This is a genomic window from Acinetobacter amyesii (assembly GCF_002018365.1).
Lineage (GTDB): Bacteria > Pseudomonadota > Gammaproteobacteria > Pseudomonadales > Moraxellaceae > Acinetobacter > Acinetobacter amyesii.
In genome coordinates, this window is sequence record NZ_MVKX01000014.1 from 33741 (window position 1) to 49143 (window position 15403).

The window sequence follows — 15403 nt, forward strand, 5'->3', positions numbered from 1 at the left end:
TTCTATTAGTTCAAAATTTTTGGCGCATTAAAAATATACTAGGATATTTAACATAAAATCTCTTATACGAAATTCAAATCCGCCCTAACTATGGTCGAATCTCTTTCAACTCACGTTGAATAAAATGCTGAATCATATCGCGGTATAAACGTTCCACAATATCTGCATTTACACCGTGCTCTGTGGCTTGTAGACGAATTTTACTTATCACCGCTTCAACACGTTCTGGTGATTGAACATCCTGTACTGAACGCTTAAAACGCACCGCTTGATCGACATAAAACTGACGTGCAGCAATGAGCTCAATAATCCCCTGATCAATCACATCAATCTGTGCGCGGGCTTGCTCTAATGACTCAACTTTTTCTTTCTTCATCTTCTCTGGCTTCACTTTCAGCGGTGTTTTCACTTTTATACTTCTCTTCTAACACATTACTGAAAATACTTTCAATCATCCAAACGCGGTATAAGCTATTAAATACATAGCTTTGACCTGCAATACGTAATTCCAAAACGGGAAAATCGGGCTGTGACTTCATCTCACAGTGCATATCATTTTCTGTTAATTTTTCAGCAATATCCTCAGTGCTCAGTTCAGAAATCTCTAACTCATACTGTAAAGCCTGAAAATGTGCTTTGAAGGATAAATCACGCCCTTTGGTCCATACGGTTTCCAAAATGCGATACATCACATCAATACGCTGCTCTTCAGGCGCACTGTAGTACAGCTGAGACATAGCTAAAGTCGCAGCTTCTGTAGGTCGGCAAAATGGCGTGAACTTAACTTCTGTACGTTTAGACAGACGTGTTGCCAAACTCCAGTCAAACAAATCTCGACCGTGATACGACAATGGATACACATTTAACTGGATATTGTAATAGTCCGCCAATTCCTCACGAATATAAGCCAACAGTAACCATGAAATCGGATCTTCCATCGCGATGTAGAGATCAAGCTCAGGATCGAGTCCCTGAATTTCATTCAACTCCTCTGCATCACTAATCAGGTGCTCACGCCATTCAATATGATTGATCATAAAGATCGGGTTATCTGTCAGGAGTTTTTGTTGTTTTAAACGGCGTGTTAAACGCAGTAAATCATCTACAGCATGGTACTTACGTTCACCAAACTCAAAATACCCCGTCAAAATTGGTACGTCAGAAAAGATCCGTTCTAGAAAATCTTGCGCTTTATGATGACGGCTGGCCATCGCGTACAGTGTTCTCAGCTTGCCATACTGCTTTTGCCACAACATGTGGAACACATCTTCAAGTAAATAGAGAAAATCTTGGCCGCGTAATGGGGTATTTTTTAGAATAATTTCGGCTTGTTCTAAAGCTTCAGCGGTCGGTTGTTCAGGTGTTTCATGAAAACTAAAACGATGCTGCCGCGCTAAAATTTGGGCATCATTCAGACAATATTGTTGCCATTCTATCGATGACATTTGATTGGGAGGTTCAGCACTCTGACGACAAATAATCACTTTCAGTGGTTTAATTTCATCACTGAGAATTTCTTCTAATTGAGGCAGTTGCTGCGCAGCCAAATAGCTATAGACATCATCCAGTCGAAGATAAACACTCAGACCTTGTTCCGTGGGTAACACCGCTTGTCGGGTCGGTTTCTGATAAAACCAACTCGATCGGATTGGATCGAACCAACGGCGTAACAGTGACATGCGTTTTTTGCCTCAAAATGATGAATTGTGCCGAACCTGCCAGCACATGCTTAAAATTCAACTTCTATTATGAAGCTGTTTTAAATGAGATATAAGCCTTGTGCAAAACTTATATCAAGTCAGGGCTGAATGTTCAATGTTTAACAATGGATTAGACGTCTAGATTTAGGTCAGTCACCGCACCTTTCTCTGCACCAGAGGTCAACTTGGCAAATTTAGCCAAAGCGCCGTGGGTATAGTTTGGTTTCGGTTTGACCCAGGCCGCGCGACGTGCAGCAATTTCATCATCAGCCACATGCCACGTCATTTCACGGGTTTCAGCGTTAATTGAAATTTTATCGCCGTTTTTAACCAAGCCAATCGGGCCGCCTTCATAGGCTTCTGGCGTTACATGACCAATCACAAAACCATGGCTGCCGCCCGAGAAACGTCCATCGGTCAACAGTGCAACAGATTGGCCTAGGCCCTTACCAATAATTGCAGAAGTCGGTTTTAACATTTCCGGCATACCTGGCCCGCCTTTCGGCCCGACACCGCGAATCACCACCACTTCACCTTCTTGCACTTCGCCATCTAAAATACCGCGCATAGCACCCTGCTCACCCTCAAACACCCGCGCAGGCCCTTCAAAATACAACCCTTCTTTACCGGTAATTTTAGCCACAGCACCTGTCGGTGACAGATTGCCTTTCAGCACCACTAAGTGCGAATCCTTTTTGATTGGTGCATCAAATGGCAAAATAATCTGCTGACCTTCTGGATAATCTGCTACATCGGCTAAGTTTTCCGCCAAAGTTTTGCCCGTGACCGTCAGGCAAGAACCATCGAGCATACCTGCATCCAGCATGCGCTTCATCAGCGGTTGAATGCCGCCAATGGCAATCAGTTCCGACATTAAATATTTACCCGATGGACGTACATCGGCCACCACAGGAATGTCTTTACCGATGCGTACAAAATCATCCAAAGAGAGTTCCACGCCTGCGGTATGCGCCATGGCAATCAAATGCAGCACGCCATTGGTTGAACCACCTAAGGCAATCAGCACTTTAATCGAGTTTTCAAAAGCGGCTTTGGTCATAATGTCACGCGGCTTGATATCAAGACGCAGCAGATTCATCACGGCTTCACCTGCACGCTGGCAGTCGGCAATTTTATCCGCGGATACCGCTTCCTGTGCTGAAGATCCCGGCAGACTCATGCCCAGCGCTTCAATCGCTGAAGCCATCGAATTGGCCGTGTACATACCGCCGCACGACCCCGGCCCCGGCAGCGCGACTTCTTCAATCTGCTTCACTTGAATTTCATTGATTTCGCCTTTGGCGTGCTGACCCACTGCTTCAAATACCGAAATCATGTCGGTATGTCCTGCTCCGGGTTTGATGGTGCCACCATAAATAAACAGACCCGGACGGTTTAATCGCGCCAAACCCATGATACAGCCCGGCATGTTCTTGTCACAGCCGCCAATCGCAATCACGCCATCATAGGCCTGACAGCCCACCACAGCTTCAATAGAGTCGGCAATGATTTCCCGCGACAGCAGTGAATACTTCATACCTTCAGTACCATTGGAAATGCCGTCAGAAATAGTAATGGTATTGAAAATAATGCCTTTTCCGCCTGCAGCATTGACCCCGTTCTCAGCTTCACGCGCCAATCCATCAATATGCATATTACACGGCGTGACGTTGGCCCAAGTTGAGGCAATGCCTATAAATGGGCGAGTAAAGTCAGCATCTTGGAAGCCTGTTGCACGCATCATGGAACGTGCAGGCGCATTTTCTATGCCGTCATAAACAGGCGCTGAATGTTCGCGGATATTATTTTTACTCATTGTTCTTCCTTGGCGATCGCTGATTTTGTGCCTCAGCTTTGGCGGATTCTTTTAAAATTATTGTATAGAAAGCGCTCAGTATGTAAAAGAAATTAGATCTCAACAAAAAAGATTTTTAGCGCATGCAATACCATTCAATCACATGACAAAGCGACATGGATGTCGCTGTTTTCCTGTATGGCAGGGATGCCATATCAGGAGAACAAAAGATTTTTGTTACTTTTGATCTTTCAAAAGTAAGGGATTGCCTACACAAAGTCATATAAATTATAGCTACTATTCGAGGCTGTCTTTTTTAGAATTTTAATGACATCAACTAATTATTAAATTTTATTTAGTTGCTTCAAGAAACATTCTTTTTAATCAGATTAATAAATCTATAACTTAGAATTATTGTCCCATTATTTCATTTAAAAGCTGAATACAGCGGAGTCTTACCTCTATAAAAGCTAATTTTCGGAGCTCGTATGTTACTTTTGTTTCGGCAAAAGTAACCAAAACCATTTGTCATCCGCAAAACTCGGCAACTGTTTGCAACTAAAAAAATGATCGCAGAAACATTCACTTTTAAATTACCATTTGCCTCAAACAGTTGCGGATGACGTTTCCTCGTATCCAATGCAAGTTATGCAGATGCAAATTAAAAAGCACTCCATTTGGAGTGCTTTTTAATTAAAAATCTAAAGCTTAGATTTCACGTACTGCGCCTTTCGCTGCACTTGTGGTATGCATGGCATACGCTTTCAATGCTTTCGAAATTTTACGTGGACGCTCTTCAACTGGATGCCAACCTTTAGCTTCTTGCGCTGCACGGCGAGCTGCCATAGTCGCTTCATCAACAGCTAAGTTGATGGTACGGTTTGGAATATCAATTTCGATTAAATCGCCATCTTCCACCAAACCAATTGCACCGCCTTCTGCTGCTTCAGGAGACACGTGACCAATAGAAAGGCCTGATGAACCGCCAGAGAAACGACCATCCGTTAATAGTGCACATTCTTTACCTAAACCTTTGGATTTTAGGTAGCTGGTTGGGTACAGCATTTCTTGCATGCCTGGACCACCGCGTGGACCTTCGTAACGAATAACAACCACATCGCCTGCTTTGATTTCATTGCCCAAAATCGATTCTACTGCAGAATCTTGGCTTTCAAATACACGTGCAGTACCGTTGAATTTCAGAATAGAATCATCCACACCTGCCGTTTTTACAATACAGCCATCTAGCGCGATGTTGCCATAAAGCACCGCTAAACCACCATCTTTAGAGAATGCATGTTCTGCATTACGGATTACACCCGCTTCACGGTCACCGTCAAGACGTTGGTAATAACGATCTTGAGAGAATGCTGTTTGCGTTGGCACACCACCCGGCGCTGAACGGAAGAATTGGTAAACGTCTTCATTTTCAGTACGGATGATGTCCCATTTATCCAAAGCATCTTTTAGTGAAGCTTCATGAACGGTACCAACCGAAGTATCGAGCAAGCCTGCACGGTCTAATTCACCGAGAATTGACATGATGCCGCCCGCACGGTGTACATCTTCCATATGCACGTCGTTTTTCGCAGGTGCAACTTTACAGAGTACAGGCACTTTGCGAGACAAACGGTCAATGTCGTCCATCGTGAAATCAACGCCAGCTTCATTTGCAGCCGCTAATAAATGCAGAACAGTATTAGTTGAACCACCCATGGCGATATCCAAAGTCATGGCATTTTCATACGATGCTTTGGTCACCATTTCACGTGGCAATACGCTGTAATCATCTTGTTCGTAGTGACGCTTGGTAATTTCTACGATTAATTGACCAGCTTTTTCAAATAATTTTTTACGGTTGGCATGAGTTGCAAGTGTAGAACCATTACCCGGTAAAGACAGACCCAATGCTTCTGTTAAGCAATTCATTGAGTTTGCAGTGAACATACCTGAGCATGAACCGCAAGTTGGGCATGCAGAACGTTCGTATTCAGCAACTTCTTCATCAGTATAGTTGTCATCGGCAGCCACAATCATGGCATCAATCAAGTCGATCGCTTTGTCATTGCCACGGATTTTGACTTTACCCGCTTCCATTGGCCCGCCAGAGACAAATACCACTGGAATGTTCAAGCGCATTGCCGCCATCAACATCCCTGGGGTAATTTTGTCACAGTTGGAAATACATACCATGGCATCGGCACAGTGCGCGCTCACCATGTATTCTACTGAGTCTGCAATCAAGTCACGTGAAGGCAATGAATACAGCATGCCGTCATGGCCCATCGCAATACCGTCATCGACTGCGATGGTGTTAAATTCTTTAGCAACACCGCCTGCTTGCTCAATTTGACGCGCCACAAGTTGACCAAGGTCTTTAAGATGAACGTGACCCGGTACAAATTGGGTAAATGAGTTCACGACGGCAATAATTGGTTTACCGAAGTCTTCATCTTTCATACCAGTTGCACGCCATAAGCCGCGCGCACCCGCCATATTTCTTCCGTGTGTCGATGTTTTTGAACGATAGTCAGGCATTTTATATTTCCAACAAAGTTTGAGCTTGAAATGAACCCTGCAGATTCACTCTGGCTAAATCATACTGACAATGATGTAAAATCAGTCGAATTTTGAACCTATCATACACCAAGCCATTGTTTTTAAAGATGGCTTTTTAAGCTGAGATTTGGGCAGATGGGTCTATAAATAAAACCGAGTGATTTGACGACAAAAATCTTTTAACTGAAATCTACTATACCGCCATCAAAGGCTGCACAATACAAAACTTTCATGAATAATTTTTAAATTTTATATAAATATAATTTATTTAAAAATTGTAAATTTGCATTTTTGGGTTATGAAATCATTGAGCTTGGACAGCTTCAAAGTTGCAAAAATCAATTTCTAATGTTCTAAATTACGCTTTAATCCTTTGCTATAATCCACATATTCAACACAGATTCGGTTCATTCATTTTGAAAATCATCTTTGCCGGTACACCAGAATTTGCCGCAACAGCATTAGCTGCATTGCTCAAAACACAACATGAAATTGTTGCGGTATACACTCAACCTGACCGCAAAGCAGGTCGTGGACAAAAATTAACAGCATCCGCTGTTAAAGTCTTAGCACTTGAACATGATATTCCTGTTTACCAACCCCTTCATTTCAAATCATCGACTGAAGAAGGTTTAGCCGCACAGGCGGAATTAAAAGCCTTAAATGCCGATGTTATGGTGGTTGCAGCCTATGGTTTGATCTTGCCGCAAGTGGTGCTAGATACCCCGAAATATGGTTGTCTGAATATTCATGGCTCATTGCTGCCACGTTGGCGTGGTGCAGCACCGATTCAACGTGCCATCGCTACAGGTGATGCTGAAACTGGCGTCACCATTATGAAAATGGCAGCCGGACTGGATACTGGCGACATGATGTATAAAACCATCTGCCCGATTGAGGCAACGGATACCTCCGCAACTTTGCATGACAAACTTGCAGAGCAAGGTGCAACCGCAATTGCTGCTGTTTTAGATACTGAACAAACGTTGCAGCAATATTTAGACAGCCGTGAAATCCAAGACGAAGCATTAACAGTTTATGCACATAAGCTTTCAAAAGCTGAAGCAAAAATTGATTGGTCCATCGATGCCGTACAAATCGATCGCAACATCCGTGCCTTTAATCCGTGGCCGGTAGCATTTATTCAGTTAGATGAACAAAACAATTTACGCGTTTGGCATTCTGAACTTTCTGCTGCATCTGCACCAAATGCTCAAGCAGGTGAAATCATCGCCATCGACAAAAAAGGCATACACGTTGCTTGCGCCAATGGCAGCGTGATTATTTTGACCTCTTTACAATGGCCGGGTGCTAAACCACTCAACCCTGTACAAATTTTACAAACCCAAAAATTGACTATTGGACAAATTTTATAATGAAGCAATCTCCCAACGCCTCGACCCGAGACCTTAATTTACGTGCTCAGGTAGTGAAGACGTTATTGGCTGTCCAAAATGGTCAATCGCTGCAATCTGTCCTCGCGCAGCAAATGAATATCGTGTCAGATAAAGACCGTGCTTTATTCCACGAATTGGTGCTTGGTTGTTTACGTCAATGGTATGCATTGAAACAACTGACTTTACCACTTCTGTCTAAGCCGGTAGATAACCAAGTGGTTGAAACCTGTTTATACCTTGGTTTGTACCAATTATTGTGTACCCGTGTCGCGGCTCATGCTGCAATTTCTGAAACGGTAGAAGCTGCAAAACAATTGGGTATGGGAAGTCTAAGTGGCTTAATCAACGCAATTTTGCGCCGTGCAACACGTGAAACAGAACAGTTCTACGACGTGCTTGAACAAGCCACCAATTTACCAAGTTGGTTAACCAAACGTCTGAAAAAAGACTGGGGTGAACAATTTGATGAACTTAGCTATGAGCTTAAACAAATTGCGCCACTGACTTTACGTGTCAATACACGCCAAGTGAGCCGTGACGAATACCTCGATATTTTGGAAGATGAAGGCATCGATGCACATCGCTGTGAACTGTCTGATGTCGGCATTGTGATGGATGAAAGTCTACATATTCCAAGTTTGCCGGGCTTTGAAGCCGGTGGTTTTTCGGTACAAGATGAACATGCTCAGCTGTGTGCAACACTATTGCCAAATCTCGATGGTAAATTTGTGATTGATGCTTGTGCTGCGCCGGGTGGTAAAACCGCACATATTTTAGAGACTTTCCAACCGAAGAAACTCATTGCACTGGATCAAGATGAAAAGCGTCTGAAACGTGTAGTTGAAAACCTTGATCGTTTGGATCTCGATGGTAAACATGTCGAAATCCAAACTGCTGATGCCATCACCTACACTGCTCCTGAACTTGCTGATTGTATCGTGCTCGATGCCCCATGTACTGCTGTCGGTGTAATGCGTCGTCATCCTGACATTCGTTTACTACGTCAATCGGGCGACATTGCGAAAACCGTTGTGTTACAAAAGCAAATTTTGGAAAACATGTGGAAGCAGCTTAAAGTCGGCGGCACGTTGCTTTACATCACTTGCTCGATTTTAAAAGCTGAAAATGAACAGCAAATGGTTGAGTTCTTTGCCAATCATGCCGATGCCCAAGAAATTAAAATTGAAGCAGATTGGGGCGTTGAACAAATCCATGGTCGTCAACTTTTCCCGAAAGTGGGTTATGGCGATGGCTTCTTCTACTGCCGCATTCAAAAAAAGGCTTAATCCGCAATAGAAGTTGCTTTTAAGCACCACATAAAAAAAGGAACCCAAAGGTTCCTTTTTTTTATCAGCGATGAAGCTTAATCTTCTTCATCTGGATGTTTTGCTAAATGAATCGACGCTAAGATCAAGCCGCCCCAAAGCAAAACAATTGAAATGATCATCATGATTAATGCAGATGTATTCATGTTATTTCTCCTCTGGGTTTTGGTCTTTCATGCAACTAAATACAATCGCACCAAGCACAAAGATCGCAATGACAAAACCGGCTACAGGCAATAATACCTCTACCGGATAACCACCATAGCCTTTAGATGCAACGTCTTTAATGGTTAAGCCTAAAGCCACCAATAATGAAAGCGGAGTAACAACCGTTAATAAGAAGTTCCAACCGAAGCCCAATTTGATACTTGAATATTGATTCACATGATCACGTAATTGCGCAAGCAATGGACGACGGAACCAAGACACCAAAATAATAGAGAACAAACCACCCGCAACGATACCAATGTTATTGGCAAAGTAGTCAATGATGTCAACGAAAGTAATCGCACTGTGGGTTGAGAAAATTAAGGTCGATACAATGGCAGAACCACCCGCAACAATCGTTACAGCTTTTTTACGTGACCAGCCCAATTTATCTTGGAACGATGCGATTGGCACTTCCAAAATACTCACCATTGAGGTGATACCCGCAACCGCAAGTGATGAGAAGAACAAGAAACCAAATAAATCACCGCCTGCACCCAAGCTCGAAATGATTTTCGGGAAGGCAATGAAGGCCAAGCCAATACCGCCTGAAACCACTTCATTTACAGGTACACCCGCACTATGCGCCATAAAGCCCAATGCTGCAAAAATACCAATACCCGCTAAGATTTCAAATGACGAGTTGGCTAATGCAACCACTACACCTGAACCAGTCAAGTTGGTTTTTGCTTTTAAGTAAGACGCATAGGTCAACATGATCCCGAAACCAATCGATAACGAGAAGAAGATATGACCAAAGGCTGCTAACCATACTTTATAGTCAGTCATCGCTTCCCAGTTTGGCGTAAAGAATGCATTTAAACCTTCTGTAGCGCCAGGTAAACGCACCGCTTGAATCACTAAAATCGAGAATAAAATCACCAACAATGGAATAAAGATTTTATTCGAAAGCTCTACACCCTTCTTCACACCACCATATAAAATGAACATGGTAATCGCCCAAACAATCACCAATCCAAAGAATAAGGTCGGTACAAAACCAAAGGCAATTCCATCGGCATTTTGCAAGTAGGTATTAAAGAAGAAGCCTTGAGTATCTTCACCCCATTTTTGACCGATTGAGTAGAAAATATAACTGCCGGCCCATGACAATACGCTGGCATAGTAGATCCCGATGATGAGTGTCACCATCACCTGCCACCAGCCTAATGCCTCACTGTTCATAAGTTTTTTATATGCAGTTGGCGGTGCTTTTCGGAATTTATGCCCCACCGCATAATCTAAGAACAATAAAGGCAAACCCGCTGCAAAAATTGCAATTAAATAGGGAATTAAAAATGCACCACCACCATTTTCATACGCCACGTAGGGGAAACGCCAAATGTTTCCCAAACCTACAGCGGAACCAATAGCGGCAATGATAAATCCTGATCGTGCCGACCAGTTTTCACGATTATCTGACATAGAACACCTAAACCTCAGGCATCTTTAACTGCTGCTTGTTATGGTTATATCGCGAGCAAAAAAAGAACCATAAAAATAAAATTCTGGGTGTTTGATCTGGTGAGATACCTTGTGAGCGTCTATACCAAATTGCAAACAGAAAAATCACATGCGCATTTTGGTTAAAAACACCACAAATAACTTTCCCTTTGTATGAATTAACAATACTCACTTTTTTTAAGTTTTTCTGTAATTTCTACGGCAAATATTCCATTTTTATAATATGTTTAAGTTTAAATGTTCATTTAATCAGCTTATTTTTCATACAATTTAAGTTATCAATAATATAACTTTTAGGAATGTTTTATTTCCTATTAAATTTTTAAAGTTATTTCACTCGATAATGTCCGGTAATTTGATAGGCATGCAAAAGATCTTCTTCCTGTGCGCCCTCTCCAATATTATGGATGATCAGCGGAACATCGCTAGCTTTCACTTTACGATCTGAAACCACGCCAATATGCACTAAACGACGCCCTAAGTCCCAAGTGACAATATCTCCTGCCAAATACTGCTTATCTTTGACAACATAGCCCTGACGTTGCATCCAAGTTTGAATATTGGGAACACGTCGATGATCAATATTTTTATCGGTTCCTTTTAAGCCCCATTTTTGTGGATACTGCTTAAAATTGGCTTTCATATCTTCATGAATGGCTTGTTGTAAATCAATCCCTTGCTGTCGTAATGCACGAATTACCACGTCGGTACAAACACCCTTGATTAAAGGGACATCTCCCATCGGATAACGCAGTGCAGTATACGCAGGATCATAATATAAGGTTTTCCCAATTTGACTGCGTGCATCCGTCACCATTTGAGTGGCATTAAATGCAAAGACAGCCATATTCACGGTCATCAAACTGACCAATAATAAAATTCGTTTCATTTTTTCTTATTCACTTTAGATTTTTGAAATGATTCAAAAACTGGGCTTCGAACAGATCCATACTGAACCAAGCCCATGTTTAAACAGCTACAGTTTTATTGCCAATACGCGTTCTTCTTGCATATCTCGAATGGCAGACTGAATTCCTTCACGGCCTAAGCCAGAATCTTTTACGCCACCATAAGGCATGTTATCGACACGGAAAGATGGAATGTCATTAATAATCACTCCACCGACCTCTAAGTGATTCCACGCATACAGCATTTTATTCAAATTTTGCGTATAGACACCCGCTTGTAAACCAAAACGGCTGCTATTAATTTTGGCGATGCCTTTTTCAAAATTTTTGTATTTTTCTAAAATCGCTACAGGGCCAAAGATTTCATCTTTATACACTTCTAGTGATTCATCGACATTTTCCAATAAAATTGGATCGAGCAAAGCCCCCTGATGTTCACCACGTACCAATGCTTTGGCACCTTTTTTTACTGCTTTATCGACCCATTTATGCACGCGTGTTGCTTCTGCTTCCTTAATCATAGGACCGACCATGGTGCTTTCCAAGTGAGGATCAGCCGCTTTAAGCTGCTTCATTCTCGCCACGAGTTTTTTCTTCACATCGGCATAGATATCAGCATGCACCAAGATGCGTTGTACGCTGATACACACCTGCCCTGCGTGGTTATACGCCCCACCCACTAAGCGTTCAATAAATGCCGCTGAAATTTCTGTATCAGGCTCAACCAATACAGCAGCGTTGCCACCGAGTTCCAAAGTCACTTTTTTACGCCCCGCACGCGCTTTCATATCCCAACCAACCACATCGGAACCGGTAAAGCTGAGCAGTTTAAATCGGTCGTCTGTGACCAAGACATCTGCATGTTCACGTGGACAAGGTAAAACCGAAAAGGCACCTTTTGGTAAATCCGTTTCGGCCAAAACTTCCGCAATTTTTAAAGCTGAAATAGGCGTCAAACTTGCAGGTTTCAGCACAAATGGACAGCCTGCGGCAATGGCAGGTGCAATTTTATGCGCAGTAAGATTGATCGGAAAATTAAACGGGCTGATCAACGATACAGGACCAATTGGCACATGTTTGACCATACCTTGATAGCCAGATGCTGCTGCGGTAACCGCCAATGGGATCATGCGACCATCATCCATCTGTGTGACAGCATCGGCAGCAATTTGAAAGGTATTGATTAAACGTTCAACTTCAGCAGCTGCGGCTTTACGCGGTTTTCCACCTTCCGCAATTAAAATTTCAGTCAATTCTGCACGCATTTCGTTAAAGCGTTTTACACAGTGCAGTAAGATTTTTTGTTTTTGAAAAGGTTCCAATGCCGCCATTGCAGCGCTAGATTTAACCGCTGAATCAATGGCTTTTTCAATGGTTGCAGCATCTGCGAGTGCAACGCGTGCATATACGTCTTGGGTATATTTATGATTCACTTCTAACCACTGATCGGTAGTCGCTGCTTTACCTGCAACATAGAGCGGATAATCTTTTATATCTTGTACGGCTTTGGACATGACGATATTTCCATGATCTTGAGACATTATTGATAAATGTGAATAAATCTATGCCTCTATCATGCGCTGACTGAGCACAGAGTTCACTATATTTAAGTAACAAAATGAACCACAAGCCTCAAACTTGATTACTTATACGCCCTGAACTTCATCCCCTATTTTCAGATCTCGGCTTGTACTGAAAAACATATGATCGAGTCTCTATATAACGATGAAATTAAATTAGAAAAGCTATTTAAAATATTAAATCTCATTATTTATCAATTTTTAATAAATCATTCAGCCCAAATTCAATGATAAGAATTATGAGTACAACATAAAAAAAGCCCATCAAATGACGGGCTTTTTAAATCTATGTTTTAGCTATACGAACGCTGTGTTTTCACTGAAGCCTTATTCACATTTTCCAGAGCGGCAAACTCTTCATCCGTTTGTGCTTTGCGAATAAAGAACACTGCAATCGCTGCGATGACTACTGGAATTCCCACGGCCATAAAGTTAATTTGATGTGGCAATTCTTGTGATAATAAATAGCCGATCAGAATCGGGCCAACAATCGCACCTGTACGACCGACTGCAGAAGCCCAACCAATACCTGTCGAACGTACAGACAACGGATAGTACTGTGCAACATAGCTATACAGCAAGATTTGCGAACCAATTGCCGATGCACCTGCGACTGCAACCAAAAGATAGATCACAGGCTGTGGTGAATTAAAGCCGAGTAAAGATAGTGCCACAGCACCTGCAAGACATAATGTAATGATCACCGGTTTTAAGTGGAATTTGTCCGCTAAAATACCGCCGCCAATCGTACCAATTACGGCACCAATATTCATCGCCAATAGGAAGGTCAAACTGCTACCTAATGAATAACCTGCGGCCATCATTAGTTTTGGTAACCAACTGCCTAATGCATAAAGGGTTAATAGGCACATAAAGAAACACAGCCAAAATAACATCGTACTTACACCACGACCTTGCTTATACAACGCTTTAACAGACGTTCCACCCGGAACCGCAACTTCAGTCAGTTCCAGTTGAGTATTTGCAGTCACCGTTTGCTCAGGTGCAATGGTTTGAATCATACGACGTGCTTCATCGTGACGATTCACCTTCACCAAAAATGTGAGCGATTCAGGTAAAAACTTCCAAGCAAATGGCAGCAGTAACAGTGGAATACCCGCAATGAAGAACATGATTTGCCAGCCATAATCCGCAGTAAACCATGAACCAAATAGAGCCGCCATGATGCCACCCATTGCATAACCACTGAACATAGTTGTCACTAAAGTACTGCGTAGATGCTTAGGTGCATATTCCGAAGTCAATGCCACAAGGTTCGGTAATACCCCACCAATACCAAGTCCAGCAATAAAACGTAAAGCACCAAATTCCGTAGGATTTGAAGCAAAACCACCTAAAAATGTGAATGTACTGAATAAAAATACACAGATCATGATGACTTTTTTACGGCCAATCTTATCAGCCAAAGTACCAAACATCATGGCACCAAACATCATCCCTGCTAATGCTGTACTCGCTAGCATACCTGCCTGAACAGCTGTTAATCCCCAATCTTTCATCAATAAAGGCAGCGCAACACCATTGATCGCTAAGTCGTAACCATCAAATAAAATAAGAATTAGACACCACATCATGATGCTGAAATGCGATTTTGTGAACTTAGCGTTATCGACAACGCTATTCACATTCATTGTGCTTGTAGACATTGAACCTCACCTCCAATTGTGAGTTTTATTTTTCGCTACAATGCCGTTTTTGACTGTAAATTGTCCAAAATTACAAAGGTATAGACCCATACCTTTCAGATATATCCATGTTGTTTGGGAATAAAATGTCATAAAAACCCGGATATTTTTGAAATATTTATACATAAAAAAGTCGATGGACTGCGGGTCTAGTTTTTATAATGATTAATTATCAATGTGTTATTAAAAGCTAAATCACAATCAGACGATAGATTATTTGATATGAAAATTGTCAGAATAAAACTCAAATTTTATAGAAAAAAATCGCAGCTCTACGATCTAAGTCGTAGATTTCTAAATCATAAGTCATCAGACATCACTTAAGTCGATAGTTAGGCATTTAAACGGTTGTTTTGGCTTACTTACATTCAGGTTTTCCTACATTTTTAAGCTGAGAATTCACTCAATTGATGCTTTTTGAATGCGTTGATTGTCTAATAATCATCCATGTTTAGATAATTCAAGCCTCAATCTAACAATATTTTTATCATTTCCCTATTTTATCCTGCTGCTTTTCTTCTTATTTTTTCCTATTTGCTTCTTATTTTTTGCACACATAAAAAAACACCCCCTGAGATATCAGGGGGTGTTTCGAATAATGAGCTGGCGATGACTTACTCTCACATGGGTAACCCCACACTACCATCAGCGCTAAGAGGTTTCACTTCTGAGTTCGGGAAGGGATCAGGTGGTTCACTCTTGCTATTGTCGCCAGCACAACTGTTATGGATACTTGCTTAGTCTTACGTATTGCTAAGTTTT

Annotated in this window: 11 protein-coding genes and 1 rRNA gene; 2 read left to right on the forward strand and 10 right to left on the reverse strand. The window is 42.0% G+C overall.

What is annotated here, in order from left to right:
• Positions 1 to 88: 88 nt before the first annotated feature.
• The 4 genes from B1202_RS16305 to ilvD (B1202_RS16320) form a co-directional block, all read right to left on the reverse strand.
• The gene (locus B1202_RS16305) at positions 89 to 376 is read right to left on the reverse strand and encodes a chorismate mutase (protein WP_078191648.1); all 288 of its coding nucleotides are present in this window, start codon (positions 374 to 376) and stop codon (positions 89 to 91) included.
• Positions 357 to 1679 carry a hypothetical protein gene (locus B1202_RS16310; RefSeq protein WP_078191649.1) on the reverse strand — a complete coding sequence of 441 codons (1323 nt, stop codon included), beginning with the start codon at positions 1677 to 1679 and terminating at the stop codon, positions 357 to 359. Before B1202_RS16310 ends, B1202_RS16305 begins: the two co-directional genes overlap by 20 nt.
• A 151-nt stretch (positions 1680 to 1830) precedes the next feature.
• Positions 1831 to 3516 (reverse strand): dihydroxy-acid dehydratase, encoded by a 1686-nt coding sequence (gene ilvD, locus B1202_RS16315; protein ID WP_078191650.1) that lies wholly within the window; start codon positions 3514 to 3516, stop codon positions 1831 to 1833.
• Between the two features lie 687 nt (positions 3517 to 4203).
• Positions 4204 to 6033 carry a dihydroxy-acid dehydratase gene (ilvD, locus tag B1202_RS16320; protein WP_078191651.1) on the reverse strand — a complete coding sequence of 610 codons (1830 nt, stop codon included), beginning with the start codon at positions 6031 to 6033 and terminating at the stop codon, positions 4204 to 4206.
• Positions 6034 to 6470: 437 nt separating this feature from the next.
• Between ilvD (B1202_RS16320) and fmt the strand changes: the two genes are divergently transcribed.
• Together fmt and rsmB are read left to right on the forward strand one after the other, a co-directional pair.
• The gene (gene fmt, locus B1202_RS16325; RefSeq protein ID WP_078191659.1) at positions 6471 to 7430 is read left to right on the forward strand and encodes a methionyl-tRNA formyltransferase; all 960 of its coding nucleotides are present in this window, start codon (positions 6471 to 6473) and stop codon (positions 7428 to 7430) included.
• Entirely contained in the window at positions 7430 to 8737 is a 1308-nt protein-coding gene (gene rsmB / locus B1202_RS16330) for a 16S rRNA (cytosine(967)-C(5))-methyltransferase RsmB (protein ID WP_078191652.1), read from the forward strand. The genes fmt and rsmB overlap by 1 nt, the downstream gene beginning before the upstream one ends.
• A 77-nt stretch (positions 8738 to 8814) precedes the next feature.
• On the opposite strand, the gene B1202_RS16335 is transcribed toward rsmB, so the two are convergent.
• The 6 genes from B1202_RS16335 to rrf all read right to left on the reverse strand — a co-directional run bounded on the left by B1202_RS16335 (position 8815) and on the right by rrf (position 15357).
• On the reverse strand, positions 8815 to 8922 hold the full coding sequence (locus tag B1202_RS16335) for a methionine/alanine import family NSS transporter small subunit (RefSeq protein WP_078191653.1): 108 nt from the start codon (positions 8920 to 8922) through the stop codon (positions 8815 to 8817).
• A gap of 1 nt (position 8923) precedes the next feature.
• The gene (locus tag B1202_RS16340) at positions 8924 to 10408 is read right to left on the reverse strand and encodes a sodium-dependent transporter (protein WP_078191654.1); all 1485 of its coding nucleotides are present in this window, start codon (positions 10406 to 10408) and stop codon (positions 8924 to 8926) included.
• A gap of 367 nt (positions 10409 to 10775) precedes the next feature.
• Positions 10776 to 11336: a DUF1287 domain-containing protein gene (locus B1202_RS16345; RefSeq protein ID WP_143221637.1), complete on the reverse strand. Its 561-nt coding sequence runs from the start codon at positions 11334 to 11336 to the stop codon at positions 10776 to 10778.
• 87 nt (positions 11337 to 11423) lie between these two features.
• On the reverse strand, positions 11424 to 12869 hold the full coding sequence (locus tag B1202_RS16350; protein WP_078191655.1) for an aldehyde dehydrogenase family protein: 1446 nt from the start codon (positions 12867 to 12869) through the stop codon (positions 11424 to 11426).
• A 359-nt stretch (positions 12870 to 13228) separates the two neighbouring features.
• The gene (locus tag B1202_RS16355) at positions 13229 to 14602 is read right to left on the reverse strand and encodes an MFS transporter (RefSeq protein ID WP_078191656.1); all 1374 of its coding nucleotides are present in this window, start codon (positions 14600 to 14602) and stop codon (positions 13229 to 13231) included.
• A gap of 640 nt (positions 14603 to 15242) precedes the next feature.
• Positions 15243 to 15357, reverse strand: a 5S ribosomal RNA gene (rrf, locus tag B1202_RS16360).
• Positions 15358 to 15403 lie beyond the last annotated feature (46 nt).

Excerpts from the sequence above, each read along its gene's own strand:
- B1202_RS16305 (WP_078191648.1), bottom strand. The coding sequence starts at position 376 with ATGAAGAAAGAAAAAGTTGAGTCATTAGAGCAAGCCCGCGCACAGATT.
- B1202_RS16310 (WP_078191649.1), bottom strand. The coding sequence starts at position 1,679 with ATGTCACTGTTACGCCGTTGGTTCGATCCAATCCGATCGAGTTGGTTT.
- ilvD (WP_078191650.1), bottom strand. The coding sequence starts at position 3,516 with ATGAGTAAAAATAATATCCGCGAACATTCAGCGCCTGTTTATGACGGC.
- ilvD (WP_078191651.1), bottom strand. The coding sequence starts at position 6,033 with ATGCCTGACTATCGTTCAAAAACATCGACACACGGAAGAAATATGGCG.
- rsmB (WP_078191652.1), top strand. The coding sequence starts at position 7,430 with ATGAAGCAATCTCCCAACGCCTCGACCCGAGACCTTAATTTACGTGCT.
- B1202_RS16335 (WP_078191653.1), bottom strand. The coding sequence starts at position 8,922 with ATGAATACATCTGCATTAATCATGATGATCATTTCAATTGTTTTGCTT.
- B1202_RS16340 (WP_078191654.1), bottom strand. The coding sequence starts at position 10,408 with ATGTCAGATAATCGTGAAAACTGGTCGGCACGATCAGGATTTATCATT.
- B1202_RS16345 (WP_143221637.1), bottom strand. The coding sequence starts at position 11,336 with ATGAAACGAATTTTATTATTGGTCAGTTTGATGACCGTGAATATGGCT.
- B1202_RS16350 (WP_078191655.1), bottom strand. The coding sequence starts at position 12,869 with ATGTCCAAAGCCGTACAAGATATAAAAGATTATCCGCTCTATGTTGCA.
- B1202_RS16355 (WP_078191656.1), bottom strand. The coding sequence starts at position 14,602 with ATGTCTACAAGCACAATGAATGTGAATAGCGTTGTCGATAACGCTAAG.